Origin of the sequence: Chryseobacterium sp. NFX27 (genome assembly GCF_049887855.1) — a bacterium.
Taxonomy (GTDB): Bacteria; Bacteroidota; Bacteroidia; order Flavobacteriales; family Weeksellaceae; genus Chryseobacterium.
Genome location: NZ_JAGEKK010000005.1, coordinates 192,314 through 218,611, shown reverse-complemented (window position 1 = coordinate 218,611; position 26,298 = coordinate 192,314). Strand labels below are relative to the sequence as shown.

39 protein-coding genes and 3 tRNA genes are annotated in these 26,298 nt (G+C 36.0%); 38 read left to right on the top strand and 4 right to left on the bottom strand.

The features are described 5' to 3' along the window. Positions 1-53 precede the first annotated feature (53 nt). Positions 54-749: a type 1 glutamine amidotransferase domain-containing protein gene (locus tag J4Q03_RS07990; protein ID WP_426047660.1), complete on the top strand. Its 696-nt coding sequence runs from the start codon at positions 54-56 to the stop codon at positions 747-749. 61 nt (positions 750-810) lie between these two features. Then, complete coding sequence (locus tag J4Q03_RS07985) at positions 811-1,797, top strand: alpha/beta hydrolase (protein WP_426047659.1); 987 nt, start codon at positions 811-813, stop codon at positions 1,795-1,797. A gap of 368 nt (positions 1,798-2,165) precedes the next feature. On the opposite strand, the gene J4Q03_RS07980 is transcribed toward J4Q03_RS07985, so the two are convergent. Continuing rightward, positions 2,166-2,233 (bottom strand) — tRNA-Arg (locus tag J4Q03_RS07980). Between the two features lie 309 nt (positions 2,234-2,542). Here J4Q03_RS07980 and J4Q03_RS07975 point away from each other — a divergent pair. Both J4Q03_RS07975 and J4Q03_RS07970 read left to right on the top strand, forming a co-directional pair. Continuing rightward, on the top strand, positions 2,543-2,806 hold the full coding sequence (locus tag J4Q03_RS07975; protein ID WP_426047658.1) for a hypothetical protein: 264 nt from the start codon (positions 2,543-2,545) through the stop codon (positions 2,804-2,806). Beyond that, entirely contained in the window at positions 2,784-3,302 is a 519-nt protein-coding gene (locus J4Q03_RS07970) for a hypothetical protein (protein WP_426047657.1), read from the top strand. The genes J4Q03_RS07975 and J4Q03_RS07970 overlap by 23 nt, the downstream gene beginning before the upstream one ends. A gap of 208 nt (positions 3,303-3,510) precedes the next feature. Here J4Q03_RS07970 and J4Q03_RS07965 read toward each other — a convergent pair whose 3' ends face one another. Beyond that, the gene (locus tag J4Q03_RS07965; protein WP_426047656.1) at positions 3,511-3,945 is read right to left on the bottom strand and encodes a helix-turn-helix transcriptional regulator; all 435 of its coding nucleotides are present in this window, start codon (positions 3,943-3,945) and stop codon (positions 3,511-3,513) included. 150 nt (positions 3,946-4,095) lie between these two features. Here J4Q03_RS07965 and J4Q03_RS07960 point away from each other — a divergent pair, with 150 nt between their 5' ends. The 29 genes from J4Q03_RS07960 (at position 4,096) to J4Q03_RS07820 (ending at position 19,511) form a co-directional block, all read left to right on the top strand. Further along, entirely contained in the window at positions 4,096-4,320 is a 225-nt protein-coding gene (locus J4Q03_RS07960; RefSeq protein ID WP_426047655.1) for a hypothetical protein, read from the top strand. Then, the gene (locus J4Q03_RS07955; protein WP_426047654.1) at positions 4,321-4,599 is read left to right on the top strand and encodes a hypothetical protein; all 279 of its coding nucleotides are present in this window, start codon (positions 4,321-4,323) and stop codon (positions 4,597-4,599) included. Positions 4,600-4,605: 6 nt separating this feature from the next. Further along, on the top strand, positions 4,606-4,911 hold the full coding sequence (locus tag J4Q03_RS07950; RefSeq protein WP_426047653.1) for a hypothetical protein: 306 nt from the start codon (positions 4,606-4,608) through the stop codon (positions 4,909-4,911). An 11-nt stretch (positions 4,912-4,922) separates the two neighbouring features. Further along, the gene (locus J4Q03_RS07945; protein ID WP_426047652.1) at positions 4,923-5,294 is read left to right on the top strand and encodes a hypothetical protein; all 372 of its coding nucleotides are present in this window, start codon (positions 4,923-4,925) and stop codon (positions 5,292-5,294) included. A 113-nt stretch (positions 5,295-5,407) separates the two neighbouring features. Further along, positions 5,408-5,481 (top strand) — tRNA-Phe (locus tag J4Q03_RS07940). A gap of 108 nt (positions 5,482-5,589) precedes the next feature. Beyond that, positions 5,590-5,662: transfer RNA gene (locus tag J4Q03_RS07935), tRNA-Cys, on the top strand. Positions 5,663-5,748: 86 nt separating this feature from the next. Then, on the top strand, positions 5,749-6,024 hold the full coding sequence (locus J4Q03_RS07930) for a hypothetical protein (RefSeq protein ID WP_426047651.1): 276 nt from the start codon (positions 5,749-5,751) through the stop codon (positions 6,022-6,024). Between the two features lie 294 nt (positions 6,025-6,318). Further along, positions 6,319-6,564 (top strand): hypothetical protein, encoded by a 246-nt coding sequence (locus tag J4Q03_RS07925; protein WP_426047650.1) that lies wholly within the window; start codon positions 6,319-6,321, stop codon positions 6,562-6,564. A 57-nt stretch (positions 6,565-6,621) separates the two neighbouring features. After that, positions 6,622-6,885 (top strand): hypothetical protein, encoded by a 264-nt coding sequence (locus tag J4Q03_RS07920; RefSeq protein WP_426047649.1) that lies wholly within the window; start codon positions 6,622-6,624, stop codon positions 6,883-6,885. A gap of 5 nt (positions 6,886-6,890) precedes the next feature. Then, positions 6,891-7,253 (top strand): hypothetical protein, encoded by a 363-nt coding sequence (locus tag J4Q03_RS07915; RefSeq protein ID WP_426047648.1) that lies wholly within the window; start codon positions 6,891-6,893, stop codon positions 7,251-7,253. Between the two features lie 12 nt (positions 7,254-7,265). Further along, the gene (locus tag J4Q03_RS07910; RefSeq protein WP_426047647.1) at positions 7,266-10,235 is read left to right on the top strand and encodes a primase-helicase family protein; all 2,970 of its coding nucleotides are present in this window, start codon (positions 7,266-7,268) and stop codon (positions 10,233-10,235) included. After that, the gene (locus J4Q03_RS07905; protein WP_426047646.1) at positions 10,153-10,548 is read left to right on the top strand and encodes a hypothetical protein; all 396 of its coding nucleotides are present in this window, start codon (positions 10,153-10,155) and stop codon (positions 10,546-10,548) included. The genes J4Q03_RS07910 and J4Q03_RS07905 overlap by 83 nt, the downstream gene beginning before the upstream one ends. A gap of 3 nt (positions 10,549-10,551) precedes the next feature. Further along, positions 10,552-10,755 (top strand): hypothetical protein, encoded by a 204-nt coding sequence (locus J4Q03_RS07900; protein ID WP_426047645.1) that lies wholly within the window; start codon positions 10,552-10,554, stop codon positions 10,753-10,755. 15 nt (positions 10,756-10,770) lie between these two features. After that, positions 10,771-11,169 (top strand): hypothetical protein, encoded by a 399-nt coding sequence (locus J4Q03_RS07895; protein ID WP_426047644.1) that lies wholly within the window; start codon positions 10,771-10,773, stop codon positions 11,167-11,169. 3 nt (positions 11,170-11,172) lie between these two features. Beyond that, positions 11,173-11,670 carry a hypothetical protein gene (locus tag J4Q03_RS07890; protein ID WP_426047643.1) on the top strand — a complete coding sequence of 166 codons (498 nt, stop codon included), beginning with the start codon at positions 11,173-11,175 and terminating at the stop codon, positions 11,668-11,670. An 18-nt stretch (positions 11,671-11,688) separates the two neighbouring features. After that, the gene (locus tag J4Q03_RS07885) at positions 11,689-11,955 is read left to right on the top strand and encodes a hypothetical protein (protein ID WP_426047642.1); all 267 of its coding nucleotides are present in this window, start codon (positions 11,689-11,691) and stop codon (positions 11,953-11,955) included. Between the two features lie 426 nt (positions 11,956-12,381). Then, positions 12,382-12,840: a hypothetical protein gene (locus J4Q03_RS07880; RefSeq protein WP_426047641.1), complete on the top strand. Its 459-nt coding sequence runs from the start codon at positions 12,382-12,384 to the stop codon at positions 12,838-12,840. A 28-nt stretch (positions 12,841-12,868) separates the two neighbouring features. After that, positions 12,869-13,324, top strand: coding sequence for a hypothetical protein (locus J4Q03_RS07875; protein WP_426047640.1), 456 nt, complete (start codon positions 12,869-12,871; stop codon positions 13,322-13,324). Further along, positions 13,321-13,572, top strand: a complete 252-nt coding sequence (locus J4Q03_RS07870) for a hypothetical protein (RefSeq protein WP_426047639.1) — start codon at positions 13,321-13,323, stop codon at positions 13,570-13,572. Before J4Q03_RS07875 ends, J4Q03_RS07870 begins: the two co-directional genes overlap by 4 nt. 28 nt (positions 13,573-13,600) lie before the next feature. Beyond that, a complete protein-coding gene (locus J4Q03_RS07865) occupies positions 13,601-14,416 on the top strand; it encodes a S49 family peptidase (protein WP_426047638.1) in 816 nt (271 codons plus the stop codon). A gap of 11 nt (positions 14,417-14,427) precedes the next feature. Further along, positions 14,428-14,868, top strand: a complete 441-nt coding sequence (locus J4Q03_RS07860) for a hypothetical protein (RefSeq protein ID WP_426047637.1) — start codon at positions 14,428-14,430, stop codon at positions 14,866-14,868. Between the two features lie 2 nt (positions 14,869-14,870). After that, positions 14,871-15,884: a hypothetical protein gene (locus tag J4Q03_RS07855; RefSeq protein WP_426047636.1), complete on the top strand. Its 1,014-nt coding sequence runs from the start codon at positions 14,871-14,873 to the stop codon at positions 15,882-15,884. A gap of 14 nt (positions 15,885-15,898) precedes the next feature. Continuing rightward, the gene (locus J4Q03_RS07850) at positions 15,899-16,270 is read left to right on the top strand and encodes a hypothetical protein (RefSeq protein ID WP_426047635.1); all 372 of its coding nucleotides are present in this window, start codon (positions 15,899-15,901) and stop codon (positions 16,268-16,270) included. A 1-nt stretch (position 16,271) separates the two neighbouring features. Further along, positions 16,272-16,835 carry a hypothetical protein gene (locus J4Q03_RS07845; RefSeq protein WP_426047634.1) on the top strand — a complete coding sequence of 188 codons (564 nt, stop codon included), beginning with the start codon at positions 16,272-16,274 and terminating at the stop codon, positions 16,833-16,835. A 2-nt stretch (positions 16,836-16,837) separates the two neighbouring features. After that, positions 16,838-17,149, top strand: coding sequence for a hypothetical protein (locus J4Q03_RS07840; protein WP_426047633.1), 312 nt, complete (start codon positions 16,838-16,840; stop codon positions 17,147-17,149). A gap of 75 nt (positions 17,150-17,224) precedes the next feature. Next, positions 17,225-17,914 (top strand): hypothetical protein, encoded by a 690-nt coding sequence (locus tag J4Q03_RS07835; RefSeq protein WP_426047632.1) that lies wholly within the window; start codon positions 17,225-17,227, stop codon positions 17,912-17,914. Between the two features lie 32 nt (positions 17,915-17,946). Then, the gene (locus J4Q03_RS07830) at positions 17,947-18,150 is read left to right on the top strand and encodes a hypothetical protein (RefSeq protein ID WP_426047631.1); all 204 of its coding nucleotides are present in this window, start codon (positions 17,947-17,949) and stop codon (positions 18,148-18,150) included. 310 nt (positions 18,151-18,460) lie between these two features. Continuing rightward, complete coding sequence (locus J4Q03_RS07825; protein ID WP_426047630.1) at positions 18,461-19,108, top strand: hypothetical protein; 648 nt, start codon at positions 18,461-18,463, stop codon at positions 19,106-19,108. Further along, positions 19,098-19,511 (top strand): hypothetical protein, encoded by a 414-nt coding sequence (locus J4Q03_RS07820; RefSeq protein ID WP_426047629.1) that lies wholly within the window; start codon positions 19,098-19,100, stop codon positions 19,509-19,511. Before J4Q03_RS07825 ends, J4Q03_RS07820 begins: the two co-directional genes overlap by 11 nt. 45 nt (positions 19,512-19,556) lie before the next feature. Here J4Q03_RS07820 and J4Q03_RS07815 read toward each other — a convergent pair whose 3' ends face one another. Together J4Q03_RS07815 and J4Q03_RS07810 are read right to left on the bottom strand one after the other, a co-directional pair. Further along, positions 19,557-19,955, bottom strand: coding sequence for a type II toxin-antitoxin system HicB family antitoxin (locus J4Q03_RS07815; RefSeq protein ID WP_426047628.1), 399 nt, complete (start codon positions 19,953-19,955; stop codon positions 19,557-19,559). A 58-nt stretch (positions 19,956-20,013) separates the two neighbouring features. Then, positions 20,014-20,190 (bottom strand): type II toxin-antitoxin system HicA family toxin, encoded by a 177-nt coding sequence (locus J4Q03_RS07810; protein WP_426047627.1) that lies wholly within the window; start codon positions 20,188-20,190, stop codon positions 20,014-20,016. 344 nt (positions 20,191-20,534) lie between these two features. Here J4Q03_RS07810 and J4Q03_RS07805 point away from each other — a divergent pair, with 344 nt between their 5' ends. From J4Q03_RS07805 to J4Q03_RS07785, 5 genes are all read left to right on the top strand, one after another. Beyond that, positions 20,535-21,836: a DNA methyltransferase gene (locus J4Q03_RS07805; RefSeq protein ID WP_426047626.1), complete on the top strand. Its 1,302-nt coding sequence runs from the start codon at positions 20,535-20,537 to the stop codon at positions 21,834-21,836. Positions 21,837-22,011: 175 nt separating this feature from the next. Further along, positions 22,012-22,938 (top strand): amidoligase family protein, encoded by a 927-nt coding sequence (locus tag J4Q03_RS07800; RefSeq protein ID WP_426047625.1) that lies wholly within the window; start codon positions 22,012-22,014, stop codon positions 22,936-22,938. Between the two features lie 624 nt (positions 22,939-23,562). Continuing rightward, positions 23,563-24,150 carry a hypothetical protein gene (locus J4Q03_RS07795; RefSeq protein WP_426047624.1) on the top strand — a complete coding sequence of 196 codons (588 nt, stop codon included), beginning with the start codon at positions 23,563-23,565 and terminating at the stop codon, positions 24,148-24,150. After that, on the top strand, positions 24,143-25,678 hold the full coding sequence (locus J4Q03_RS07790) for a hypothetical protein (RefSeq protein WP_426047623.1): 1,536 nt from the start codon (positions 24,143-24,145) through the stop codon (positions 25,676-25,678). Before J4Q03_RS07795 ends, J4Q03_RS07790 begins: the two co-directional genes overlap by 8 nt. 318 nt (positions 25,679-25,996) lie before the next feature. Then, the gene (locus tag J4Q03_RS07785; RefSeq protein ID WP_426047622.1) at positions 25,997-26,296 is read left to right on the top strand and encodes a hypothetical protein; all 300 of its coding nucleotides are present in this window, start codon (positions 25,997-25,999) and stop codon (positions 26,294-26,296) included. The last annotated feature ends 2 nt before the right edge of the window (positions 26,297-26,298 follow it).

Genomic DNA, 26,298 nt, shown 5'->3' with positions numbered 1-26,298 from the left:
GCTACCTGAGTTCAACGGTTTCTTATCAATTTTGTTATACTAAAAGAACTACTATGAGCGTGTTGAAAATTTTAATTATTGTGACCAATGCAGGAATGTATGCAAGCGGTAATCTTGAAACAGGCTTATGGCTGAGTGAGCTTACACATCTCTATCATGCGGCTAAAGAGAAAGGCTATGAGGTTACGATTGCAAGCCCTCAAGGAGGGAATGTTCCCGTAGATCCGGAAAGCCTCAAACACTTTACACTAGATAAAATCTCTGAGAGATATTGGAATGACAGCAATTTCCGGCAATTGCTTAAAAATAGTCATCGATTATCTGATCTTGTTCAGGAAGAATATGATTTGGTCTATTTGGCAGGAGGCCATGGTACAATGTATGATTTTCCCGATGATGTTACTATACAGACTATTATTAAAAATCACTACACAACGGGGAAAAAGGTAGCGGCAATCTGTCATGGTGTAGGAGGTTTGCTCAATGTTAAGCTTTCCGGAGGTGACTACCTGATCAAAGGAAAATCAATGACAGGCTTTGACTGGTTTGAGGAAAGCCTTGCCCGAAGAAAAAAAGAAGTGCCATTCAATCTTGAAGCAGCTATCAAAGAACGAGGTGCTGATCTGAAAAAAGCTTTTATCCCAATGACCTCCAATGTCGTGGTGGACGGAAATTTAATTACAGGGCAGAACCCCTTCAGTTCCAAAGAAATGGCTAAAGTAGTAATCAGCGAACTTGAGAAACAATAAAATCATAGCGTTCTAATAAAGTTTTTATTCGTCAATTCATTAATCATAAATATTTTAAATTATGGCAAACAACATTAAAGCAGAAGACGATCCGCAGATCCTGTCAGGCATCAGAGAATTTTTGAAGGGTTTGAATAATAGTGGAGGCAAACCACTGGAAACATTATCTCCTGAAGAAGCAAGACAGGTTTTGGTTGATGCACAAAAGTCTGTAGGGGTTGACTATTCAGGAATTACCGAAACAGAAAGAGAGATCACACAAAATGGCATTACCGTAAATATTCATATTGTTAAACCTGCCAATGCAGCTTCTGAAAACCTTCCGGTATTTATGTTTACCCATGGCGGTGGATGGGTTTTGGGTGATTATCCAACACATAGAAGACTGGTACGGGATTTAGTTGTCAATAGCGGTGCCGCTGCCGTTTTTACAGATTACACACCCTCTCCGGAAGCACAGTATCCTGTAGCAATAAACCAAATTTATGCCGCCACAACATGGGTGTCAGAAAATGGGGCAGAAATTGGTGTAGATGGTAAAAACATGGCTGTCGCGGGGAACAGCGTTGGTGGAAACATGACTGCTGTACTCTGTTTGATGGCGAAAGATAAAGGCGGACCGGAAATAAAATTCCAATTACTGTTATGGCCGGTTACTGACGCCGATTTTTCTCGTGACTCCTGGCAGAAATATGCAGAAGGACGATTTCTTACCGCTCCGTTAATGAAATGGATGTGGAATAATTATCTTCCTGATGTGGCAAAACGTAAAGAATATTATGCTACTCCGCTCAATGCACCATTAGAAAAACTTAAAAATCTTCCTCCTGCATTAGTGCAGCTGGCTGAAAATGATATCCTGTTCGATGAAGGTTTAGCCTACGCAAGAAAACTGGATGAAGCGGGCGTTCCGACAACCATCGAAACCTATAATGGATTTATTCATGATTATGGTCTACTGAATCCATTAGATCATATTGAAGCAGTGAAGTTTTCATCAGAGCAGGGAGCATTAGCTCTTAAAAAAGCTTTATTTGGAAATAACTAGTTTTCTTATAAAACATAATTTTATAGACTTTTTATTCAAGGGTGAATGTTATAAAACATTTTCACCTTTTTGCTATATCTAATCTTTTAAAATAAATTTACAAGGAAGAACATCAGGACTATACTCAGAAAAAAGAAGGTGTATTAATATTTTTGAAAAGGTTCGAATCCTGTCAGGTTCGTATCAATAATAAAGAGCTTTAGGCTAAAAATCATTTAAGAAAGATAAAATATTTGTTTTTTTAAGAAAGAAATTATGTTTGGAAAACAAAGAAAAAGAATGTAAAATACTTTAAATGGACTGATTGAGAGGTATTTATAAATAAAATGACACCATTTGGCCTAAATTGTCCTAATGGTGTCATTAAGTGAGCGCGAAAGGATTCGAACCTTTGACCGTCTGCTTAGAAGGCAGAAATTAGCAATCATTAAACGTCTTAAAATCAGAACTATATAAGTATTTAAAATAAAATGTCTGAAAAATGTCTGAAAAGCAATAAAATAATGTCTGAAAAATGTCTGAAAAGGATGAAAGTATTGCTAAGTAATTGTTTATGATAGAATAATAATTTCTTCTGCCAATCGTTTACACAACTTAATTTAAAATCCTCTAATAGGGAATAATAACATTATTTTTATATTTTTATAGTATGAATTAATGTTGAGGGTTATTTGTGTCCTTTAGTGAAAACTCATTGCTTTTTACTTTAGCATCTCAGGATAAATAACTCTTAAATTATTACTTTATGAAAAAAATTTTTGTAGGCATAATTGCAACGTCAATTCTTGTCTCGTGCGTAGAGGATGAAATAATCATCAAAAAAGAACATGAAAAAACTAAGACTAGCGAAGTTCATTCATTTAATAAAAATGAACTTAAAAAAGAATCAGACTCAATCAGACCGGTATTTGGTCCAACCGAGGCGCTCGAACCAACAGATGGCCTTGATCCTGGAACAAGCCTCGACCCAGGAGAAGTTGGACCTGTTGTCACAACTCCTCCAAAATAATTTCAAAATAAGTAGAGGTAAGCAAATTGCCTCTACAATTTTGCTTATTTCTTCTGGTGTAATTCTCTACACTGAAAATATTTTAGATATAGTAGCAGTGAAGAAGTTCTTTTCATTGTTTTCTATTGAATATGATCTTGATCGTGCTATTCCGATATTTCTGAAAGTCAAGAATTTGGTTTATGCCCTTAATATGGCTATTTCACCAATGATTATAATGCTTATTTTATTACTAAGAATGAAACCTGTCAGATGGGCGTTTATTGTTCCATTATACGCCTATTTGAATATGCTTATTGGAACAATACTTCAAGCATTGGAACATGAAATCTTTAATATCTGGTGGTATCGTACTTTAATTTTTATCGGTGCAGCTGCAACATGTTGGATACTTTCAAAATCGTTAAAGTATATTGATGCGAATGAAAAAAGCGAGAAAATCAGAGACATTATATTCGAGAACTATAGAAAGCAATTAAAAAAAGATGTTGCATAATAATTATTTAGACGAAATAGAAAAGCTTAAAATAGTTGCAAAGCTTCAGTGTGATGATGGTATAATTTCAATTGATGAATGCAATGATATTTTGTTCAATTTATTTGATAAGGTTGAAATTTATAAGCGAAATTTAGTAAAATTCAAAATCCCGAAAATACATATTAAAAACTATAAGAGTATTAATATACTTCAGATAACTGAAACTTTATTTTGTACTGGCTGATTTTAAATCAGCCTTTTTTAATTCTTTTAACTGAACAGTCATGTTCTGGAGTACCATTTTAAGAATATCTAATTGGCTGGATGTTAATTGGTCCATTTTAGATTCTGTTTCTTTATTTGAAATAACTTCGTTTAGAAGGTTTTTTATATCTCTGTTTTCTCTTCTTATTGCTTTCATTTCTTTGAGTATCTCATTCAAGATATCCGTAGATTCAATACTGAGAACAGAATCTGCATTATCTTGCCTTTCTTTGGCTTCAATAAGTACTTCGTTTATTTTGCCATGTTTCGTTTTCGGTATAGTTTTACCGTTCTCGTAACCATTGTAAGTTTGGTAAGAAATTCCAAGCTTGGCAGCCATCACTTCTTGGTTTAGTCCTAAAATTTTCCTGGCCTTTAAAAGAATATTTCCATCCATAATTGCTACAAAGTGTTATTTTGATCTTTATCAATTAATTGATTTTATAGGTAAAAACATCAAATATTTGATATTTTTGTTTTTTTTATCAAATATTTGATATATATTTGCTCATAAATTATTCACAAATTATTTACAAAGATAAAGAAAATGAAAGTAAAAGATGAAATTCTGGACGTGATTTTATCAAAAGCTGAATACTTCGCAGATGTTTTTTTACTGGTGAATAGTGGTGAAAAAGTAGAAGTTACTCCAACAGCTTTGGAAACTCAGCTTAAGAAACGATACAAGATTGCAAAGTCAAGTATTACAATAGTTGAATACTTAAGAAAGAAAGGATTTACAGATTCAGAAATTTTTGAAAATAACGATTAAATGAGTGCGGCTTTACAAATTCCTCCAGGTTATTATCTAGTTCCAGAAGAATTATATCTGAAGTTTTTCAAAAAAATGGAATGGCAGGATATTATTGAACCGACAGTTGAGGATATCAGCCAATATCTAGGAATTGGAACTGATAAAATAAAAAAAGACATTAAAAAACTCTCTTGTCCTTTAAGAAAAACTAAGGAAGGCGGCAAAGGAAGAGGAAATCAGATCAGGTTTATAAAAGAAACTGTGGAGGCTTATAGAATTTGGATTATCAATAATTAATTATTTATGAATAAAGAAGTAGAAAGCACAGAACTGCCGGCAGAGATAAATCAAACTTGCGAAACGGATAAAGAAGTATCAGCACCAGTCAAAAAGAATTATCCATTTTTTAAGGCCGGAAATTCGCCAAATAGATATCAAAGAAGGATTGATGCCGGAGTAAATAAAAGAACGCTCCACAAACCTAAGGAGGGGCGAAAAATGCTCCTGATAATTGATAATATCAAGTGGAGACATTTCATTCAGAAAATACCAGTAAAAAACAAAGCTGGAGACACAATAGGATATAACGTTGTTAAACATACTAATTAAAAATTTTTAAAATGGAAAATCAAAATCACGAGAACGTAAATGAAACACAGCAACAAGAAAAATTAGCAACTGAAGACTTTTTTAAAGAATTGAATGAGTTGCTAAGAAAAGCTCCTAAAAATGTCGTTTTATTTGTTACTGCAACTGAGGATCCTGAAGATGGGAAAGAAACTGGAACTGCCGTTTTTTCGCTTCAGGGTAAGCAAAAACATATTGCTTTTGGGTTAACAAGTGCTTATAGGCATGATCCAAGAATAAAAGAAGTTGCCTTTCAATCTGTTCAAATTCAGAAGATGATGGATACAATGCTTGATAGAAATCCTCTTGATTTACTTTCTGGATTAGGTGGATTATCTGGTTTAGCAGACATTCTGCGAAAATAAAAATTAAAGCACTTTCAGAAAGGGACAATAAAATTTGGTTATCACTCAGTTAGATTTAATTTTCAAAAGCATTATTATCCCATTCAGAGCAGCGTTCTTTTAAAGTGCTTTCCGGAAAGGTAGCTCAGTTGGTAGAGCGATGGACTGAAAATCCATGCCGTCGGGGGTTCGATTCCCCCTCTTTCCACAACGCCGGGTTAAGCTACGGGAAATTGCGCCGGTGTTATGATTCTCATGTTTAATTTGAGTTTTCATGGTTATTAGTTTTTATCCCGGTTTCGGCCGGGATTTTTAAGGCAAATTGCCCGAGTGGTCAAGGGAGCCGGCTGCAACCCGGATGATCAGAAGTTCGAATCTTCTATTTGCCTCAATTCTCATGCTAAATGAGTAATGGTTATTAGTTTTTAGCCCGGCTGGAATATTCCGGTCGGGTTTTGTTTTAAAAATTAGAAAAATGCCAAAGCTTCAAAAAATTTTAACACTGGAAATATCTCCGGAACAATTTCTAAATAGTTGTTCTCCATCAGAATTAAAGGAGATTGATATTCTAATTCAAGGAAATTTTTATCAAAAAAGAATGAATGCTCAAGTCTGCAAAATTTGTGGTTGTACTGATTACGACTGCAAACAATGTATAGAAAAGACTGGAGAGCCTTGCTATTGGTTTGAAGAGAACCTCTGTAGTGCTTGCGCTTCATCTACAACAACATTGATTAATCATGAATCATGAAAACAACCACGAAATCTGGAGGAAATGCGATTGCGGAAATGAAGAGGATCTCCGGAAGACCTGGAACTGTTCCGAGTGCGGTGCGGTACTATTTACACCTCTAAAAAGTCAAACATATACTATAAATTATGAGTACAGAAGTAATCACAGAGTGCAGCAAATGCGGCCAAAGATTTAAGAATTGGAGATTCGCTACTCCATGTTGTAGCGGACTCTCAATCATTGTCGACGAAAACGGCAATAAAACAACCAGAGTTTTCCTTACCACTTTGTTTAAACCTAAAAATCTGAATTATGAACCACAAATCCTTTCAGTTAAGTAGTAAAATAGACATTTTATTGTTTAGAGATGTGAATGATAATGCCGACCCGATTGTTAAAATTTACGCGTACTGGATAGATAAAGAAGATTATCCAATGCATAATGAGGAAATCATCGTCTTTGAGAATATACAATCGGCTCAATCATTCATACGAGATTTTTCAGAAGCATCAGCTTTAGAATGGTTTGAAAATAATGTTCCGGAAGATGAAGAATAAATTTTTTCAAATAATGCTCATATTCAGCAAAAAAGAAATTTTAAAAAGACATTGGTAATGAACATAGAACAGATAAAAGAAAAGGTAAAACTAGCATACACAGATGTAGATTCAATAGAATTTTTGGAAACGCAAATACAAAAAGGAGTTGAAAAACACCGCCGGAATTATCGGGAATTTAAAGCTCTTAATCCGGACAAGGATTTTGCCTATTGGAAAAAGAGAAACGAGGAAATCAACTTAAATACAACTAATAACAGTGAAGTAATCGCAATGGGAATCTTTTTATTAGCCTTAGATAAATTTCAACCAGACGAATAAAACCCATGAAATATTTCAAACTTAATTCTTACACCAGGATCCTGAACGATGGGAAACAATCCCTTCAGGAAAAACAGAGGCTTATTAATGAACAAAGCCTAAGCAAGAGTAATAATTATTTGAAAGAAAAAAAGAACAGACGGCCTGTAGATCAGAATAAAATCTATACAAAGTTTGTCAATGAAATGTTTGAGCATCGAGATTTCATAGCTGTTAAGGAATTTAACCGGTTGATAAAAGACCGCTTTAATAGCTCCACAACATATTATAGAGATCGAATGGAAAAGCTTGGATTAATCATTGTGGCCAACAGATTAGTTAGAAAAAAGAAAAATGAAACCATTTCTGAAGAATCAGAAAGTGAATAAAAAACTAGAAAAATGAGCGACTCATTAAAGACTGCAGCTGAAAAAATTCTGCGTGCAACAAACGGTGGACTTGATGAAATTTTAAAAATATATCCGGAAGCTGATACTCGTAAAAACTTTCGGATCCGGAATGATGATAGAACAGCTTCTGCTTCAATGAAATTTATTGAAGATCGCTGGAGGGTTACGGATTGGGGTGGAACCGTAAATGCTCAGGACTGCTTTGGAATTTATGCCTTAGAAAATAACGTAGCATATTACGAAGCAATTTTGGAAATCGGAAGAGAGCTTCAGAACCAAACCGGAATCGAGATTTTTGAGGATTCCCGGACCTTTTATAAGTACGAATTCAGGGAGTATGACCTGGATGATTGTCCGGTGGAACTTAACGAAAAGAAATTTCATTTTGAAACAAAGGATTTCAATGAGTATGAGCTTCAGCTTTTAGGCCCTCATGTTACTGCAGAACTTTGCAAAGAAATCAATCTTTACTCTTTAGTAGAATACAGCTATTACAACGAAGAAAAAGGAAAGGTTTTCCGTTTTATTGCAACTGATAAATTTCCTATCCTGGCATTTATTAATACCGACGAAACCATCGGCCAATGGCTAAAAATATACATGCCAAAAGGAGGGAAAAAATATTCTGATGATGGCAAAGACAGACGATTCAGACATGTCGGTGGACGTCCTAAAGGCTTCATATTTGGCTTAGATAGGATTAAAAAACTTTACCAGAAGGAATTTGATAATGAAAGAAAAAAATTAGCCAAAAAGAAGACTGAAGAAACAGGTAAAGAAGTTCTTCCTGGAAATGTCAGTGCTTCAGATGTACATTTCAAATTGGAAAGAATTTGTATTGCTACCGGTGGCAGCGATGGTCTTAATCTTATGAGCCTGGGTGAATTTGTGATTTGGTTCAATTCAGAAACTGAAAAAGTAGATCGTTTTCTCCTGAAGGAATTGCATAATATGGCTTACGAAGTCGTAAATATTCCGGATACAGACCAAACAGGTAAAAGGGAGGGCGGTGAGCTCGCTTTAAATAACCTTTCAATGAAAACGCTTTGGCTAGACAAATATTTTAAATTCTCCGGACAAAAAGATTTTAAAGACTTTGTGAGATACAATCAGAGCAAAACAAAATCTCAATTGACCTACGAAGTAAAGAAAATGCTTAGTCTTTCTATGCCAGCTCAGTTCTGGGAGGTCTCAGTCAGCGAGAAAGGTCGATCGACTTATAATTTTCACCATATTTTTGCCTTCAGCTTTCTAAGACTTAACGGTTTTTGCAGGATTGATGATCTTTCCCGTAAAGATGGTTACTATTTTGCCAGGGTAACCGGGCACGTTGTAGAGGAATTAAAAACGACTCAATTTATCAAAGATTTCTTCCGGAACTTTCTACTACAGAAGCAGGATGAACTTGGTGTGCGAGAAATTCCCCACGCCCTTTTGAATATGTTGATCACTTCTCAGAAAATAACGGACGGACATTTGGCCAATATGCACAACCGGTCTTTGGATTTTACAGACTTTAGCCCTACAAATCAGTATTTCTTTTTAGGAGATAGAATAATAAATGTTTCTGCAGATGGAATTACTGAAGAGAAAAGTTTTAAAAACTATGTTCTCCAGTCACAACTTATCGACAATCTGATTAAGGAAGAGACGGATCACCACATCACCGCAAAAGATATCCGCGATTTTAAAATTGAGACTCCCTATTTCAAAATAACAAAAGAAGGAGATAATTTGTACGATATCGAGATCCTGGAGGAAAATTGCGATTTCTTGAATTACCTGATTCAAGTTTCCAGGATTCACTGGGAGAAAGATAGGGACAGATATATTGAGAATGGGAAAAAAGAAGAGGATTTTTACCAGGAATCATTATTTAAAATTACAGGTAAATATCTGGCAGATGATGAGAACCGGGAGCAAAAACAGCATCTTATCAATAAAATTTTTGCTTTCGGATATGCTGCACATCGATTCAAGGATCCGACAAGGCCGTGGGTGATTTTTGCTGCAGATAACGCGGTGATTGAAGATGATGTTGCTGAAGGAGGAGCTGGTAAATCTTTATTCTTTGAAGCTATGAGATTCTTCATGAATCGACACGATATCGACGGTAAAGGGGATATTGAAAATGATAAATTCTTATTTGAAGGAGTAAATCAGCATACAGATTTTATTCTATTCGATGACGTTCGCAGAAACTTTAACCTGGAAAGTTTCTTCTCAGTGATCACTTCAAAGCTTACAGTAAACGAAAAGTTTGAGGCAAAAGTTAACCTGGCTTACAGAAACTCACCAAAATTTGGAGTTTCTACAAATTACGCAATCAAAGATCAAAGAGGATCTTCTACGCGCCGCCGTCTTGTAATGGGATTCTCAGATTATTATCACGCTTCAAACGATGAAAGAGAAAAACGAGATCCAAAAGATGATTTTGGAAATTCTCTTTTCCTGGATTGGAAGAGTGATCAGTGGTTCAAGTTCTTAAATTTTGTATTCCACTCTTGTCAATTTTATCTCCAGCAGGATGCAAAAATTGAAGCTCCAGACGGAAATATCAAAATGAGGGCTTACTTGACTGAGATGGGTCTATGGTTTAAAGAATGGGCTGATGAGTATTTCCCTGGTGTAGTTGGTAGATTGCTGATCAAGGATGATGTCTTGGAAGCTGCTAAAGAAAAAAATCAAAAGTACCTGGGTAATTTGACATCTAATGCCTTCAAAAAGAAGACAAAAATATGGTGTAAAGTTAACGGTTATGAGTTTCACGATCGAATAATGGAAAATCTAGATATGAAAAATTCGAACGGAGATCTAATTCTTGAAAATGGAAAAGTTAAAAAGAAAACAACCGAACATATTAAAATCGTTAAAGTTGATGCAGACCTTGAAGCACTCCAGTCAGTCTTCAGATTCCCTACTGAAGGAGACAACAGTTCAAGCGAGAATAGTTATATCTGAGGATAACGAAGAGCTTCCGTTAAACCTGGCTTTTTTAGGCCTTGACGTTTTAGGAGTTCATCTCAAGAAAAGTAACGAGTGGCTTTACGGCATTTACCGGGACAATCAATTTCTGGGCTTTCTGTACGAAGGCTCAGAAATGAGCAAAGAAGACCAGGCTTTATATGCCAGGCGTTTGATTCCGGAAAAGCTTGACACGCTTAATTATTTTAAGAAGGAATATAAAGATCGTGTCGGATACTACTTCAGTTCTGCAGAAGCTTATACTGTAGTAGGATTTTTAGGAGATAAAAAAGTAATAACAAAAAATTAAATCATGGCATTACACTCAAGAGATACTTTGAAAATTTTAAAGGCAGGTTTCACCATTATCAGAGAAGATAATGTAAATCTGAGAATTAAATGTAAAACACTCCAAAATACTGATTGGATTACAATGGAAAAAGATTTTAAATCCAAAGCTGCAGTAAGACGGAAGATGGATGAATTACTTAGTAAAAAAAATATTATTGAAGACTAAATAACTAATATAGATATGGAAAATAAAGCCGAAATAATTCTTGCAAAAATAGAAGATCTAAAAAAGCAAAAAACAGAACTCAGTGAAATCGATGAAATGGAAGTGCCAGAAAGTCCTCGTGAACAGCTAATTTATACACTACAGGAATATTCTGATTATATCGAGAAAAAAGAAGAAATGATTAGAGTACAGAAGTTGAAACATTATGCTAAAGAGGAAGGAGTAATTATCAAGAATAGACTTGAAGATGAAATTATGAAACTTCTACCAGAAGCTAATACTTGGTTTAAAATAGGAAATTATGTTTTAGGCTATGAAACAAATGATTGGCCGTCTTCAAGAGATAGACTTCTTATTGTTCCGTCCTATGAAATGCACACCCTAACTTCTTTAAGACATCAAATAATAAATTAAAAAATGACAACATATTTAAAAAATCAAAACGCTCTGGTATTCTACAAAGTACTTAATGAAAATGAAGTACTCCAGGTAACTAAAGAGCTTCATAGTATTGGAATCTCTGTACACTCAAGATTACTCCAGGAACTATTTTCAGAACAGACTGTTGAAATTCAAAAAGACGAATTTATCGCTGCTTATTCTGAGGTAAAGCGAGAACTGATCAATCAGAATGTTCTACAGGAAGAAGAAAAGGAAGTTTATCTGTCTGAAGTATTCCGTGAATGGGCGGATTCGTATTTTCTAGGCAATCCTGAAGCCGAATTCATTAAAGAAGGTGCATTTACTTCTATGAAAAATTTCAGCCCAAAAATACTGGGTTTCTTTACGTCGCTTATGTTTAAAAAACAATTAAGAACTTGGTGTTCACATAATGGCTATGATTTCCAAGACCGGATTATGAGGAATATAAACGGAAAGACAACAGAACATATCCGAGTTACAGCATTACACTAAATACGGTATTACTACACAATGAAAGATAATGGTTATTATAGAATACAAGATGGTTCTGCAGACACTAAGCTTATTACTCTAAAAGCAGGATGTATTGTTGATTATGAGATTTTAATCCGGGAAATTTTCGGAAGCACCATTTTGCAGCATCAATATGTAGAAGTAGAGAAACCAAAACATTCCTGGCTTGATAGAGATGATCGTATTAAAATAAACAAAACTATGGTAATTGAAATAAAAGTTGTTCAAAAGGCCAGAAATAGAAAGTTAAGGGCCTTTAAATGATCTCTAGCCCTTACATCCTTACAGAAAATCAAAAAACAAACCCATCCCTGGCGAAAGCCGGGGATTCCTTTTTTTATACCATCCGGGAACACGGCTGCAACCCTCTCTCCTCTCCACCTCTAAAAACTTAGGTGATTGAAAATGTAATTCTGTAACAATATTGGCAAAGTTTTGAAACTCTATTAATTACACTTTTTTTTTAAAACTGTAAATTATTAAAGAGTTACAGAATTATCTGTAATAAAATAGATAATTACACTTTTAAAAAATCGCTTAAAATTTGTTTACACTTTCAAAAAACGGTGTAAAAACTTTACGCTTCGGAGGTTTACAGAATTACACTTTTACAAGTGCATTTTAAGTGCTTTTTATGGTTTCCCGTAAGCAGATTTATTCTTTATTTGCGCCAAAAACCAATTTTATTATATGCAACAAATCACCTTACATCTGGCTGTTCCCAGATATGTAAAAAAAATTCTCGAATTCAAATACGGCGATTTATACAAAGCCACGGAAACGACATTGCTGGGAATGGTTGTACTTAATTCCTTACAAAAAAAGTCTGAACGAAATTATATTTATAAAAGACAGGATCAGGATATCGTTTACTTCAGTATGAAAGTAGGTATTGATAAAGCTTCCAGGACCGGATTCCAGATTAACCAGAGTAAAGCCAGACAAATTTCAAAAGCTATTGAAAGAGATATCCGGGAAAAGCTCTACACTGAGGCTATGACAAACGAAATGAATTTTGGGGTAGAATTCCGAACAACGCTTCAGAATTTTTTAGATCTATACGATATCACGGAAGATGAACTTTCATACGACACTATCCGAAAGGATTTCAACCGTTGGAAACATCAAAATATTAAAAAATTCAAGTAAAAAATCTGTGTAAAATTGCGACAAAAAAATGGAACTATTTTTTAACAAATTTGAAGACTTCTTCAGGGAGGTAAGAACTATAGAAATTTATGATGCAACGGATATCCTTTACATCAATGCTTATAATGGGATTTTCCCAATAAAATCTAAGGCACTCTACATTTTTGAAATAATTCCGGAGACATTATCCAGGAAGCTTTCTTCGAAAACCCGGAACGGTAACCCATTTACTGATATAGATATAAGCTTTCCTTTGTTGGATATGTCAATCCAGAATATTGAGAAGTGTGAAGAATACTTTAATAAAAAAGGATTTGCAACTGTTTTAGCGGCCAATACAGTAAAAACATTACTCGGTAATGCTGCGGAACCGTTGAGAATCGATTTCATTGACAATAAAAATGAAGACAACTCCGGAAACGATGAGTACACCATTGCGATATCGGGAGAAACTATTCTAAAACCTAAATTACAAGGCTTATGAAATTATTAATTGCGGTAATTGCTGTAAGTCGAAATGATTATAATAATTATTTTGATAATTGGAGAAATAAAGAAATAGAGTTTTATTACGTTTCTGATCGTAATCAAATCAGAGGTCTTCATTTTGATGGTGTTATAATAACTAAAAAGGCTAAATACTCCTATTTAAAGCGAGAATTATACTGCGAATTAGCTAATGACACTTTCTTAAATATAACAAAAGGTGTCCTTTCCATCCGATTAATGTAAAAACATATTTGTCCGTGAAATCAAGACGATGCACGGACAAAATTTTTTTTTAAACCAGCCTTTGGCAATAGAGAAAGACTTTCTATTGTCTCTCATACCTAATATCATTCTTGGATATCAGCAGAAAAATTTTTCTTCAGCTGAAAACATCCTTCAGACAGCTCAAAGTAAGATCGAGATGCAGGCGAATACTGCACAGTCTTTCGGAGCTGACGTTTTCCCGGTTGTTTTAGATATAAGCGGTCCGATCGTCAAGTATTCGTCCTGGTACTATTTAGGAACCCAGGACATAATTTCCATTTTAAGAAGACTTGATGCAAATTCATCTGTATCAGGAATTGTACTGAATATTGACTCCGGAGGCGGAATGGTCTCAGGAACCGCGGAACTAACCCACACAATCAAAAATTTAAGCAAGCCTACAATTGCATACACAGGAGGTTATATGTGCTCCGCTGCTATGGACATTGCTTCCGGAGCAAATATCAGAATGGCAAATCCTTTTGCTGATCTAATCGGTTCTATAGGAACCATGTTGTCTTATCAGGACTTCTCAAAAATGTTCGAAAAATGGGGCGCTACCATTTACGAGATCTACGCTCCACAATCCACTGAAAAAAATTCCGAATTCCGAGCTCTTGTTTCAGGAGATCAAAAACCATACGAAGAAAGGCTTAAAGCAATGACAGCTGACTTCATTTCCAGGATGGAGACAAACCTGGAGGAAACATTGAAGGATGATGGCCATGTGATGAAGGGTAAGACCTACACTCCACAACAGGCACTTTCTGTCGGTCTGATCAACGAAATCGGAACTCTCGAAGACGCTCTCGCAAAATTTTAAAATCAAAATAAATGAAGAAACTATTAGCTGTTTTAGGGTTACAAGCTTTCACTTTCCACAATAATTTCTGGGGAAGTGGTGAAGCTCATGTAAAACTGGACAATAAGCAGCTTCAGCTAATTGAAGATGCTCTGGAAAAAAATGCAACCGAAAACCCGGCAAATGAAGATGCCAAGACTTTAGAAGATCTCCAGGCTAAAGTTTCCGGTTTTGAAGCTAACGAAACGGCCGTTCAGGAAGCGCTTACTGCGGCTCTTGGTCTTAACGGTATTGAAGCTACTGAAGGGCAAACTGTAGCTGAAGCAATCACTGCTCTAGGAGCTAAATGCAATGAATACGGCTCAAACAAAAACACTCACTCATTCATTCACACAAACGGTGTAGATAAAGAACCAGACGGTTTGATCGAGGGTTACTTTGACCCTAACGCACCTCATAATCAACTTGACTAATTATGGCTACAATAGATATCAATGCAATTAAAAATGAGATTGTAAGGTACGGAACCAGAAGTGCCTTCGATCTTCAACCGGCTGTTCTTTCAAAAGATATTCTTTTGAATAAATATGCTAAACCCCTGGCTAAAGTAAAGGGTAAATGGACGTTTCCTTCTGTTTTTATGGGGAATGTCGTTCAAGCGTTTTCTGATGAATGGACCGAATACGGAAGCGTACAGTTCCAGGCTAAAATCGCTAGAAACTTCCATCAAAAAGTAAACTTTCCTATCAAGCCTTATGAAATTTATGGCAGCTGGGAGGAGGCTTTATATGAAGAAGATAAAAAGCCTGCAGAAATGCCAATTTCAAAGTATATCGTGAATATGATCGGTGAGCATATCACTTCAGATTTATCGAATACAACAGTTACCGGAAAATTTGATCCGGCTCAAATTGGAAGTTCTACTCCGGAATATACAAAGTCAATGGACGGGCTGAATACCATTGTAGATACAATGGTTGTAGATACAGTAAATCCTGTTTTCTCTGTTCCTGTAGACATTGCTTTAATGAATGATCAGCCTGCAAGGGTGGATGCATTTGAAGAAGGTTTCCCGGAAAACGTAAAAATCTCTACGATTTTCATGCCTTTGGGCGAATGGCAGGACTATGTAAAACAAAGAGAAAACCTTGCTGATAAAGCGATCAACTATAAGGACGGCTACAGAACTACTTCAAGATATGGAAGAGAAATCGTAGGTGTTCCTGGTATGAAAGCCGGAAGATTGGTTGCATGGGTTGACGGAAACCTTTTCAGACTTTATGACAGAAAGGATAACCCGGCTCAGATCGATGACGTACAAGTGCAGGATTACAAAGTGAAAATCTTTATCCAGTGGCATTTAGGTTACGACTTCGCAGTTAACCAGTACGTTTTCGTGGAAACTCACGACGCGGCCAAAGAAAGAGGGTTGAACGACGCTGCTAAAAACAAGCTGTATTACCCTAACGAACAAAGTTTAATCGCTTAATCCCTTTTACAAACATGTCAACAAAAGATACAAAGTCTTCAGCAGATAATCCTGCTGGAGACACTAACAAAACCGAGCTTTCAGAAAAAAGTCTTTTAGAGAGATCTCAGGCTTTAGACGAAAGAGAAAAAGCTTTGGATGAAAGAGCTGCTGCTCTTGATGAAAAAGAAGAGGCTTTAAATAACATTGGAAAGCCTGCAGAAAAAATTCCTGGTCTTGAATTCACTTTTGAAAAAAAGAAATACAAGTTCTCTGATGATGCACCTCAAAAAATTCGCCTGAATGGTGAAGCATACACTCAGAAAGAAATTTCCCAGGACGAAGAGCTCTTAATCCTATTAATGGGCTTCGGTGAAAAATATGGTCTAATCTCTAAAATCAAGTAAAATGCCGGATAATTGTTCATTTGAAACGGTAAGAACCGAAAATATGGGCTATTGCCCAAACGAGGAAGTTGTTGGAGGTGTAAAAGCTGAAGTTGCTTATATCCCAATGGCACAGCTTCAGACAATCACAAAACCAACGATCACAGAAACTACTTCTTATGAGGATAGTGTCAAAATTCCAAATACAGGACTTGTACCTGTAACAGGTAAAGGTTTTAAGAAAATGACTTGTACTATCGATGAAAACGAATTAAAAAGTAATTTGGTAGGTAACAAGGGAAATCTTAAAGAACAGGCTCAATTCGACGGTATGCTTCCAAATTTCACGGGAAGAAATGCGGGGTTCATCAAAAGACACAAAAACACTCCGATGTGCTATGTGATTACTGATAGTACAGGTAAAAAGTGGGTTACCCTTGATTCATACATGACGAAAGCCGATGCGACAACAGCAAAGAAATATGAAGAGGCTTCAGGAACTGCTTTCAATGTAACCGCAAATGGTCCATTATACTCCTATGATGGTGCTATTACTTATCTGGCTGACGAACCTGCAACACCGTAATTATGGCTGATACAAATCAATTTTTCATATTAACTGTTACCAAAGGCTCCGTGATGATCGGGGCCGACGGTTCCAAAACAACTTTAAATGATGTTCCGAAAAATGCTCTGGAACATTGGCAATCTGGAAACTATGCTTTTTGTCTAAAAAAAGATACTGCAGCTGAATTATTTAAAGATTATTCAAAAGAGCAGATTCAAAAGCTGATCGAGATCCGGATGCCAATCGGATATAAAGCTGAACTTGAAACGTTGAATTCTTTGCTTAAGAACTCTTCAAAAGTTCAAGCCGCTGCCGACACAAAGAAAAAGTAAACCGATACGACTGTTCATATTTTTAGATTTATTATTATTTGTTAATTTTCCTCCTGTCATGGGAGGTTTTTTATTATGAGGACACACGCAGAAAATTTAGAATTATATCTTTCATCCGGAGGAGATCCGAAACTCGCAAAGCTTCATAAAACTGCTACGATACAAAATAGATCCAGGATAGTATATCTGCTTTCAAAGCTGGAGAAAAATATTAAAGCTGCAGTTCCTGAAGCAGTAAGGGATCCGGAAGAGAAAATCATCAAGAGAGATCCCGTTTTTTTGAAACCAGAAATTCCAAAATTAGCAGGGCTGATTACTCAATACCCGGCGGAACTGCATCCAGTTTATCATGAACTGGAGTCTTTATGGTCAAAATTTTGTCAGCTGAAACTTGAGCTTAATGCAACAGATCCGGACCATGAGAAAAAAGCATTCGGGATCCAAACTAAAATATTTCAGTTGTTCGAAAAATTTGATAAGAACAAAAAAATCTTAGATCACTACAGTGCTTACAAACATATTCTACCGACTGAGAGTAAACGAAATTTCGATAAAATGACCCAGCTGCAGCTGGATCAGGAAAGAAGAAATATTGCGACTTTAATCTGTAGAAGACAGCAAACTATAAAAAAGATGGAAGAGCAGCTTCCGGAAGAAACGGATCCGGTTTTCAATAAAAAGTTAAGTTCTCTCAATTATAAAAAAGAGCAGCTGCAGGAATTGATTTTAGATCAGGAAAAAATAATTCAACTATTGCACAGTTAGCAGACAACGTTTTTATTTGGCAAAAAATAAATATGACGTACGAACCTATTACTGAAGAAAATAAGGGTGATTGGATTGCCTGGTTAGAAGAGCATGCTGCACACCTTACCGGAAAGAAACAAGAACCAATTACAAGAGATCTTCTTAATACTGAAGAGGGTGATCTTGGAACCATCAAAGATTTGGTGGGAAATTTACTTGCGACACTTAAAAATCAACCTGTAACAATTTTTTAAATTATGAAAAAGATCTTCAAATTATTTTTACCGCTATCAATTTTACTGCTTTCTTTCTCATGTCAAAAGAAACAGCCATTTCATGAGACAGCGTGGGATACCTCCGGGAACAAAATGGTGAGAGTTCAGTCTTACGATAACAACGGAAACCTGATGGAGTATTTTATGGCTTATACCTTGTTTAATAACCTTTATAATAACGGAGGTTATGGAGCTGTAAATAATTATTATTATCACAACAGGCCGGCTTACGATAGATCATATTCTAACTATAGCCGTCAGTATTCGTATTCAGAAAATCCGAAAAGTAGTGCATATCCAGTTAAGAGCTCATCTTACAGTAATAGTTACAGAAACTCTTCACCGAGCCGTTCTTATACATCATCCAGTTCGAATTATAGAAGCTCTTCACCGAGTAGAACCACTACAAATAAGAGTAGCTTTTTCTCAAGCTCCAGGAGCAGTTCTCCAAGTTATAAAAGTTCTTCCAGCAGCTCTTCTTCCAGCAGCTCTTCTTTCAGAAGCAGTTCTTCGAGCTTCAGGAGTAGCAGCCCTTCCAGATCTTCTAGCAGCTTCAGAAGTTCATCTCCAAGTAGAGGACGTTAATTTAAAATACATGGATGCTAATAATAAGGTTATAATAACCAAAAGAATCGTTTTCTTACATTCAAGTATTGACGATCTTATTTATAAGATAAGACATGATATATATCGGCTTGCGGGAACAAATATTCAAAGAGAAAGAATTAGGATATCCATTCCGGAGTTTTATCAAGAAATTTTGGAGAACAGAATTAGGAATGACTATAAATTTTTTCATTTTACGACTAACTTACGTACTTATTTTGGATGTGAAGTTGTATCAGGCTATAATAATCAAATTTGTGTTTTTGATAAGTTTGCCAGACCAGGTGATATGTTTTTAGATCCTATAGAAATTAAATCAAATGACAAATAAAAAGCGGATCCAGAAACTGATCAAAAGAAAATATAAAGCTTCAAGAAAAGTCATCTTATTTAGTCAATTTAAAATGGGATGGGATTTTGCAGTGCAGTTCCGGGATGACCATATAAAAGATTTCCCAACTCCAGATTGGCATAAAGAGTATATGAATCTTCCACCAACTCAACCGGATGTGCCGGGATTAAGACATTATGTAAGGCAGCTCGAGAAAGATTTAAGAAATATACCAGTTTATACAGCGGAATTTCATCGAATGGCTCATCGGCTTAGAAAAGCCAGGGAAGATCTGACGGAATTAATAAGAGAGAGAACTGAAGATTTTGAAAAGGGCAATAATTTTTTTATGTTTCCTGAAACTCCAATTAGACTTCCAAATATAACAAAGCACCTGTTTTAGCAGGTGCTTCTTTTTGGAAATGGTAGTAAAAGTGTTGAATTAATACTAGAGTTCTATTTCCAATAATTCTTTTCCTAAAGAATGCAATGCATTCTCAATTTTCTTTCTTTGTGCAGCTCTGGGCTTCTTTTGCCCTTTTGAATATTGAGAGGTCAAATCCGGATTAATCCCGGTTAATCTTTCTATCACTGCAGCAGAAAAAATTCCTTTATAATATTGCAATAAGCTTTCAATATCGAACTGATATTTAATATCATATTCACCTAATAAAATTTTAGGAATATTTTCTTCAGTATTATTTTCTTTTAAAATTCTTATCGCTTCTAAAGCGGATTGTTTTGCTTCCTGGGGTGTGGTTCCTCCACCATATACACCCTCCACATTTTCAGCGTATGAAGAGAACATATCAGCCGATCTTTCAATAATAATTTTGACTGTTTTCATATAATTTAATTTTTTTAGAACACATTCTCATTAATCAAACAATATTAAAGATAGGGGCCTAAAGCCCCATTTCTTTAATAATTTTCTTTTCAAGACCTTTGCCGACCTCCTTTGCTCCGTGATAAGGAACTGGATAAGTGCGGCCGTCTTTTTCGTAGATGTAGTGACTTCCGTCGGTTCTAATGTGAACCCATCCACCTTTTTTGACCTTTCGGTGTAATTCGCTTGATTTCATAGAACGCTATTCTTTATTAATTCAACACTGTAAAGGTAGGAATATTCCGACCTTATACCAAATAAAAAGTGTTAAAATTTCAATTTTTTTCAAAAAGTTTTAATCACAATAAAAAGCTCACAGCAAAATTTGCTGTGAGCTTGTATGTCCTTTAGTAAAATCTATGCTATTTGAATATTGCAGGTAATTCTCTGGAGGGAATAAACATCCTCCGCAAATCTGAACATCTCAACTTTCAAATTAGAGCACGAAACTCCACGCGGAGGACTATTAAAGTCTTCTGTCTGGAGTTTTTTTAGTGCATAAAAAATTTGAAAGTTGAGAAATACAAAAGTAGATATAAAATGAGAATTAACAAGCAACAGAGTGAAAAAATTATTTTATCACCTTTAGAATGGTACACTGTACAGAGAAAAGTTTCAGAATTAATCCCGTGCGATTTCAATCCGCGACAAATATCTGAAGAGGAGCTGGAGCGTCTTAAAAAAAGCCTGGAGAAGTTTAACCTGGTTGAAATTCCTGCAGCTGATATTGATAATATTTTGATTGCCGGACATCAAAGAGTAGCAGCGATGTTTATCCTGGGAAGAGGCTCGGAACTGATCGATGTGAGAGTACCGAACCGTAAGCTTACTGAAGATGAATTCAAAGAATACATGCTTCGATCAAATATCCACAACGGAGAATTTGACTGGAGTAAAATTGAAGAGTTCTTCCAGGACATTGATCTTGAAGATATCGGAATGGATCTTGGAGCTTTCGAAGAGTTCCTGAAGGAAAATGCATTTGTTCCGGATGAAGAGGAACAGGACTTTGATCCGGAACCACCTGCAGAACCGAAAACTGTAACCGGCGACCTTTATGAATTGATTTCCGTTCAGAAAGGATTAAAACATGTTGTTCTTTGCGGTGACTCTACGATATCGGAAAACTACCAGAAGATTCTTTCCGGGCATAAATTCAATCTGATCGTTACTGATCCGCCTTACAATGTTAATTATGAAGGTGGGACCAAAGAAAAACTTAAAATTCAGAACGATAATATGTCGAATGATGAATTCTATAGTTTTCTATATTTATTCTACCAGGAATGTTTCATTAACTCAGAGCTCGGAGCGCCGATATATGTCTTTCATGCAGATTCCGAAGGTGCAAACTTCCGATCAGCTTTTAAAGCTTCTGGTTTTAAATTATCGCAATGCCTGGTGTGGGTGAAAAATTCTATTGTGATGGGAAGACAGGACTATCATTGGAAGCATGAGCCAATACTCTACGGATGGAAAGAAGGTGCTTCACATTCCTGGTATTCGGACCGTAAACAATCTACAGTTTTAGAATTCAATAAGCCATTGAGAAACGCAGAACATCCTACAATGAAGCCTTTGGATATCGTTTCTTATCTAATAAAAAATTCATCAAAACAAAAGGATATCGTGGGAGATGGTTTCCTGGGTTCCGGATCAACATTAATTGCGTGTGAGATGACCTGGAGACAGTGCCGAGGCTTGGAACTGGATCCGCGCTTTGCTGATGTCATTGTAAAACGTTGGATAAAATATATGGAAGATAATAATCTTGAATTTGAAATTAAGAGAAACGGACAAAAACTAAATGCTGATGAAATAAATAAAATTAATCCCAAATAAAGCCTGTTTTACTTGCATCTGCACGTAAATTGTGTTACTTTAGACATGGTCTTTTTAATCATTGTACGCCTGACATTTGTCAGGCTTTTTTGTTGAAAATAAAGCACTTATAACTTGCGTGTTAACACGTTTCTAGCGTACTTAGCTGTGTAAATAATTGAAAAACAATAACATAATGACACAGCAAGAAATAATAAACAGCAACTGGACGAAAACCAAAAAAGCTGAAGCTTTATTTGATTTAGGATTAACCAGACTTCAGGTTGCTGAATTAATTTGTAACGGAAACCGAGGCTTTTCCTACAATATTTGGAAAAAATGGAACGAACGAAGAACCGCCAACCCTCAGGCTACTGGACCTGTAAATTTTGAGTTTGCCTTTACCAGAAAATTTGGAGTAGAAATAGAGTTTTTTGGAGCACAGGACACCGCTTTAAACCAACACTTCAGAGCTTCCGGACTCGAAGTAAGAAATGAAAGCTATAACCACACTACCAGACCACACTGGAAATTTGTTTCTGATGGCTCAATAAGAGGTAATAATGCTAAAGAAATGGTAAGCCCTGTATTACAAGGAACAGAGGGATTAAAAGACTTTAGAAAAGCCTGCAAAGCCTTGAGACTTTCGAATGCTCAGGTTAATACAACTTGCGGAGTACACGTTCACCTTGACGCTAACGATTACACGATACAAAATTTCAAAACACTTTTAAAAAATCAATATTTGGTTGAAATACAAATTGATAGAATAATGCCAAGAAGCAGAAAAGCCAATAATAATACTTACTGCCAAGGATTTAGAAGTAATAATCAAAATACTTTTTTTCAAAAAATAGATAACTGTAATACGGTAAATGAGCTGGCTAACCTTTTCAGAACGCGATATTTTAAACTGAATCTTCAAAGCTTCCAAAGACACGGAACTGTAGAATTTAGACAGCACGGTGCGAGTACAAACTTTCTAAAAATTAAAAACTGGATTTTGATTTGCGCAAGACTGGTAGAATTCTCCAAACAAAACATTTTAATAACCGATATAAATCAAATTTTAGATGAAAATTTACAAGAATTTTTCGAAGACAGGGAGCTGGCTCTTGCATAGTAAAAATCATTATCTTTACCCTCAACTTATGAGGGTAAAGATTTTAGACAATAATCAGGAATTTACAGCAATATCAAATTATGATATTGTCCTATTTTTATGGCAAAATTCGTTTCAAAAGGAAGCGACAATCGAACGGTTTATGCTTGAATATGCGAGGCGTGCTGTGTTAAATAACGATGAAAATATTCGGGGAACTTCTGTGAATGAATTTGTAGAGGATCTCGTAAAATACCAGCATATCATAATTAGTGAAAAGCCTGGTCTTAACTAACAGAGACCATGTCTAAGATAACACAATTGTCTTGCTGATGCAAGATAAATCTCAATTATTTACATCCCATAAACCTGGCTTTTGCTGGGTTTATTTACTGGATTACATTTTTTTGTTTTTATAATAGATCATACATTACACTTTTAAATAATTTTGTAATAACCTAATAAATAAAGGGTTTACAAAATTACACTTAAACTACTATTACTGATAAAGGGTCAACATCTGTTGACCCTTTTTTTTATCCTAATTTTTGAGGTTGGGAAAGGTAGGATTTTCAAAAAACTTTCCGCTCCAAAGATATAAATTATGTCCTTTCTCCTGCATTTTCATGAGAATATTTTCGTCTCATGGATATCATAAAATACTCTAAGGACAATACCTTTCAGAAGATTAAAGCATGGTATATCGATGAAACATCTGTGATACTTTCCCCTGCTGAAGAGGAAAGAAAAAACAGGTTAAAACATATCTGGGCACTCAGATATGAAAATAAATATACACGAGGCCAGGCGATAAAAATTATTGAAAGGGACTACAAAGTCTCTCAGGCAACTGCTTACCGTGACTATTCTTTAGCTATGGAGCTGTTTGGCAGTATGGAACAGGTTGATGTTGCTGCTGAAAGAATGATTCTGGCTGAAAGCTATTTGAATCTGTATCAGCTGGCAATGAAAAAAGGAGATACTGAAACTGCCTTAAAAGCATTGGCCAAACGTCAAAGCTTAATCAATTTTGATGATACCGCGAACAAAGTGGATCCAAGAAAGTTGGAGGCTTCAATGTATAATTTAAGATTACCACGTGGTGCAGAAAAGATACTGAAGGATATGTTTGAAAGTGGAGTCGTAAACTTCAACAATATTGGTGCTGAAGATATAGACTGGAAAGAAATTACTGAAGACGAGGAGGACGAAAACGAAGAGGAACATGAGTAATGCTGTTTTATATCACAATATGCCTACCAGGAATATTGAGCTCAATCTTATGCAGGCCGCTGCCGTCTTGTCAAATAAAAAGCTCAGGATTCCGAACATAAACATCGAGGCAGCCAGAGGTACGGGAAAGTCCACCGTACTCGGTTGGTTTATCAAAGAAGCTGTAAAGCAAATGCCTCGTTCAACAGGCATTATCGTTGGTGAAACCTTCGTACAAATAAAATCTAGGACTTTACCATCTACAAAAGAAGGTATGGAGATGTTTGGCCTTTATGAGGGGATTGACTATGTAGTCGGGAAATGTGGCAAGGAATTAGGCTTTGAGATGCCATTCCAGGCCCCTTCTAATTGGGGCAACGTAATTCATTTTAGAAACGGAGCTATTGCGGTTCTGGTGTCCCTGGACAATCCAAACTCCGGAAGGGGATTGAATTCGTATTGGGTGATCGGGGATGAAGCTGCGTTATTGACCTACGAACGTCTGTATGATAATGTATTGACAACAAACAGGGCAAAGAAAGCAATCTTCAGTAAGGCTTCAATGCTTCACGCTCAGGTGTTTGTTTCCTCTGTTGCAATGACAAAGAAAGGGGAATGGTTCACCAACAGAGAGAAGTTAGCCAAAGAGAATCCTAAGAAGTACTGCTTTATCCAGGCCAATGCATTTGTGAATGCACATAACTTAAAGGAAGGCTGGATCCAGGATATGCAGAAAGAAGCCCTTTCAATTACTCAGTTCAATGCTGAGATCATGAACATCCGGCCTCGTGGTATTAAGGATGGATTCTATGCTCAGCTGAAACCTAAACATTATTATCAATACAAGTATGATATAGATCTATTGGGTGGAGTAACAGATAAGTTTAAGCCAAGTTGTAAGTATGATACTGATCTAATCAAGAATGTTCCATTGCAGTTGAATCTTGACTTTGGTGGTAAAATCAACTGTATGACTGTAGCTCAACACTCCACGATCCAGAACTCAATAAACTTCATTAAAGAATTCTTCCGGAAGAATCCGGATATCCTGGATGATCTGGTTCAGGACTTCATTGATTACTACGAACCACATAAGTCGAGTAGCAATGTTTTACACCTATACTACGATAGATATGGGAATAAGAAAGAAGCAAACAGTAAGACAACATTAGCTGAAGATGTAATCAATAAGCTGACGAAAGCCGGCTGGGTGGTGATCAATAAGACTCCAAATACCAACAACCCTCCTCATGCTGAAAAGTATCAGCTGATCAATACCATACTTGCTGAAACAGATCATAGGCTTCCATCGGTAAGAATCAATGCTGATAATTGTCCGAATCTTATCATATCAATGGAGAATGCTCCACTCAAAGGTGATGATGCCTTTGAGAAAGATAAGTCTTCTGAAAGAAGTAAGACTATACTGCAGGAGCATGCAACCCACTTCAGTGATACGCTTGACTACAATCTATACTGGCAGTTCTGGCACATGGTAGACTCCAGATACCTGTCCTCCTTCCCTGTAACCAACCTGATATTGACCTAAAGGGCCTACCAGAGCCCCTATTTCAACGACACTCCTAAAGCGCCCTAAAACAGGGCGTTTTTCGGTAGCGCCCTGGCATATTTCGTGAAAAATCAAAACTGCAATCGTAGAAAGATATAAGGCGGCTGTGTGGGGCACTCTCACAAAATGATAAAAAAAAGACTTTTCGGCCCCTTAAACGTAGTTTAAATTATTAAAAATCTATTACTTGTAATTTTTTAGCATGAGAAAAGGCTATGCAAAAACGCGAAAAAATTCGGTGTCCTTTCCCTCGTGACTATTCAGCTTCATATTTGGCTCATGCAAAAAGCAATTTTTTTGAGTCAAGTTCTCAAGGAAATGAAAAAGCTGGATGATAAAAAAAATCCAATTCCTTTTACCATTACTGTAAGAACTTTCAATAATCAGAATAAATCAGGAGGCAAATTGATAACCTACGAGAATGCATTGTTAATGCAAGCTCCTAAAACTCCTGGGAAAATTCGACTGTCCCAAAAAAGAGCTTTTAAAAATCCTAATCACTATGCAAACAGAACCCGGAATGTAAAAACTGAACAAGGAATCAAGAAGATTAATATTCTATTCATTACAAAATTTAACGGCTTGGATGTCGTGTAAAA